Origin of the sequence: Microvirga sp. HBU67558 (assembly GCF_018069605.1) — a bacterium.
GTDB classification, from domain to species: domain Bacteria; phylum Pseudomonadota; class Alphaproteobacteria; order Rhizobiales; family Beijerinckiaceae; genus Microvirga; species Microvirga terrae.
In genome coordinates, this window is the sequence record NZ_JAGPUP010000364.1 from 1 (window position 1) to 3,195 (window position 3,195).

A 3,195-nucleotide genomic window follows, 5' to 3' on the forward strand; every position below is an offset into this window, starting at 1 on the left:
GCCCTGACGGTGCCGATCTCCTCCACGGCCTCGGCCCAGGCGCTCTCATGCGCCCCTAGAGAGGCGCGAAGGTATCGTCCAGCCGCCACGATGTCGGTGGTATCCCGGATCGGCCGACCAAAGTCGCTGATCGTCGGACAAGCCTCGATGATCAACGTCGGTTGTAGGTGCTGGACCGAGCCTTCGTTTGGCGGAGCCGCCTCTGCTTTCTTCGGAGAGCGCTTGTAACAAGCTTCGCTAGGGAATTCGTAGTTTGTTTCTTTGTGGTGGTCCTTGGGACCGGCATCGCCGGCCTGATAATAGGTTTCTTCGGCAAGGATCCTCAGATCTTGCCAATCCTGCAACAGGCCTACTGGCAGTTCCGCCGTCGAGCGTTTTGGCGTGCGGCTCAGAAGCTTACTGTACTGGTCTTTGATATCTGAGCGGTCGCGGTGTTCAGGGAAATGGGACGCCAGAGCGTTGAGAGTCTCCTCTGTGGCTCTTCGAGCCACAGTGACTTCATCGTAAGTCCGCTTGCGGATCTCGCGCATGACCTTCTGCTCGGCCAGGATTGCGGCCCACTCCCCCCGGCGCACGTAGATGGGCGTGAGATCGAAGCCGTAGGCATCGATGATCTCACCGGCCATATCCCGGATTGCGAAGCGCTTCTTGTTCGCGGAATCCTTCGGGATCACGAGACCGAGCTTGTTAAGCTCTTCGATGATTCGCCGGATCGCCCGCTCGGTCAGGCCGGTGCGGCTCATCAGGTAGTCATTGGAGGGCCAGACCAGCAGCCGCTCCCATTCCTGCTCGCCCCAGCAAGCGGCGAGTGCAGACAGCACCTGGCGCTGCGCAGCGCGCAGGTCGAGTGCCCGCTCCGCATCCATGGCGGCTGCTGAGAGTTCCTTTCGTGTAACCGTGCGGCCCGTCTCCAGGGCGAGCTTCTTCGCGGCCAAGGCAGCATGATCTAGCCGCCGACCTCCTGGCGATGCAATTTGCACCTTACCCTCCTATTCAGGGCAAAGCGGGATCGTTCACCGGAGCCAGTGTTTTTCTTGACAGCCGATTCGCTGGGATGGCATAAAGGAGGTGTCTAACTGCCTTTTACCGTACCAGCGGTGAGAGATCCATAGCCCAAGGGATTACCAGTTCCTTGGGCTTTTTGCTTTGCTTCTTAATTCACTCCAATCAAGTACGCGCAGCATCGCACAGGCTTGGTCTTCCGCAAAGTAAATTAGTTATCATATTACATAATATATTTTAGTCAACTAATTTAAAAAATATTGACAAGTTCTGTTACTGTATAATTGATCGATTCTAAGCGCGCTCTGCGAGTGAAAGCTTGCTAAACGGTGTACTTGATAGTTGCTATTTAATATCGGCCGAGATCGATCTCAACATACTTATAATTACCTCCTGAAGACGCCATATAGTTGCCAACCTATGTGAGCCGCGATGGCCGCACGACGTCATTAGTGAAGGTGGTTTCAAGCCTGATTAAACTGCAATGAATTGAGGGTCCGCTCAACAAGCCTTGCTCGCGGCCCAAAGGTCGAGCCGGTTGAGGGCGAGCACCTGCTCCACTCGTTCCTCACCTCGGAGCTGAACGGCATCGTCGGGTCGATCCACCCTAAGGCGATGCCGGTGATCCTCACGACGCCTGAGGAGTACGAGATCTGGCTCACCGCGCCGGCGGAAGTGGCGCTCAAACTGCAGCGGCCGCTGCCCGATGCTATGCTCGAGATCGTGGCCGAAGGCGCAAGATTCAATCAGCCCGAGGTGGCTTGAACTGCCTGGAACCTCTAAAGCTACTTCTCAGGAGCTGGGTTGGACCCCGGGTGTGTTGCTGAACCCTGTTCCGGAGCTGGCATTATGGCGTGTGGCTCCCCCTTAGCCGCCTCGCCATGTTTCGAGGGCTCGTGCGCCGTTTCTACGCTTCGAGGATGCCGGACTGGGCTCGCTACAGCCTGTTTCCGGAGCATGCGGTTCTGCCAGGCCTGCAGCATCTCTTGCCTTAGCCCGGGCCTGGGCTTCGGAAGGGTCCGCCAGATCGTCAGCGTGAAGGCCTTTCCCACAGCCAGCACATGCCATAAAGGAAAATGGTCGGCGAGAAACTCTCGTCCATCCGGTGTCATCCTCCCTCCGATCCTGTCGGCTCGAGCACTGCCAAAGCTCTGCTCACACCAAGCCAGTGGCCGAAGTGCGACTTACTCGCTCCTCATCCTTCTACCAAAGTCTGTCTTCATCAATCCTGTAGGTTGCTAAGGATAGAAGTCGACGGACTGGCCTCGAGAGGTCCCCTATCGATCATCAGAGTCATCTACGACGAATGCTGAACATGAGACTGCTGCAAAAAGCTCAGACCTACTTCCGCAAGCCTGCATTGCCGACTGTGGTCCAAAGGCAAGCAGCCGCCCATGATGAGCAGGCTGGCAGCTCACGTTCAAAGCGCGCTCAGATCAGGGACGTGCTGCGCCAGTACGAGAGAGGCAGTCTCTAGGAAACTGAAGCTGTCGAAGAGCTGCTCAAGATCCTACGCTGAGGCCACTCCAGGCTTCCCTACTCTACCCGCCTCTCGGCAGATAGCCGCGGCGACGCTTTCGCTGGAGCCAAGTTTCGAGGGCTTCCACCGCACGTGATTGGTTTTCGTAGAGTTCGATCCTCCTCTGCCCTGGCTGACCGATGCGGCCCCACTCGCGGATCAGTGTCGCATCACCGAACAGGCTGGGTTCGATCGACAGCACATAGTAGCGGGCCATATTGCAACTCGGATCGAGCCTGTCGAGGACCAGGTACTGGATCGTGTGGGACATGCCTCCATACTGCGCAAGCCATGTGTTGAGGTCCAATCAAAGTCCTGAATCAGTTAAGACGCAATGATTCACAACAGTGATGCCCCCTGCCTTCGAACTGCCAGCGTATCGACTTACAGGCTTTCACGCTCGCCTGGACTTTGCTTCTCCCTTACCCTGACAGCGTCAGCTATTGTCTTCCCTGAGGGAGACTTTGCGTCGCCTTCTCGAGTGCCATGACACGTTCCTCAAGGGCGTCGATCGCGGTCAGCGTGTAGGCCAGGCTTCCCGCTGCCAGCACCACGGCAGCAATCGTGGCTACCAGTGTGCCAATCTCGATGGCTTTGCGCTGGTCATGCGTCCGATGCAGAGCCTTTTTCAGATACCGCTCGAAGATCACGTAGAGGACGAGCCCGCCCACGAC

General features: G+C 57.1%; 4 protein-coding genes. 1 reads left to right on the forward strand and 3 read right to left on the reverse strand.

The window, feature by feature from the left end; all coding sequences use genetic code 11:
• On the reverse strand, nucleotides 1-980 hold a 980-nt coding region (repC, locus tag KBI52_RS01930), incomplete at its 3' end, for a plasmid replication protein RepC (protein WP_210804965.1).
• Nucleotides 981-1,491: 511 nt separating this feature from the next.
• Here repC and KBI52_RS01935 point away from each other — a divergent pair.
• Nucleotides 1,492-1,767 carry a hypothetical protein gene (locus KBI52_RS01935; protein WP_371823098.1) on the forward strand — a complete coding sequence of 92 codons (276 nt, stop codon included), beginning with the start codon at nucleotides 1,492-1,494 and terminating at the stop codon, nucleotides 1,765-1,767.
• Nucleotides 1,768-2,543: 776 nt separating this feature from the next.
• On the opposite strand, the gene KBI52_RS01940 is transcribed toward KBI52_RS01935, so the two are convergent.
• On the reverse strand, nucleotides 2,544-2,792 hold the full coding sequence (locus KBI52_RS01940; RefSeq protein WP_210804967.1) for a WGR domain-containing protein: 249 nt from the start codon (nucleotides 2,790-2,792) through the stop codon (nucleotides 2,544-2,546).
• A 169-nt stretch (nucleotides 2,793-2,961) separates the two neighbouring features.
• A partial coding sequence (locus KBI52_RS01945; protein WP_210804969.1) for a hypothetical protein occupies nucleotides 2,962-3,195 on the reverse strand: 234 nt, incomplete at its 5' end.

Excerpts from the sequence above, each read along its gene's own strand:
- KBI52_RS01940 (WP_210804967.1), bottom strand. The coding sequence starts at position 2,792 with ATGTCCCACACGATCCAGTACCTGGTCCTCGACAGGCTCGATCCGAGT.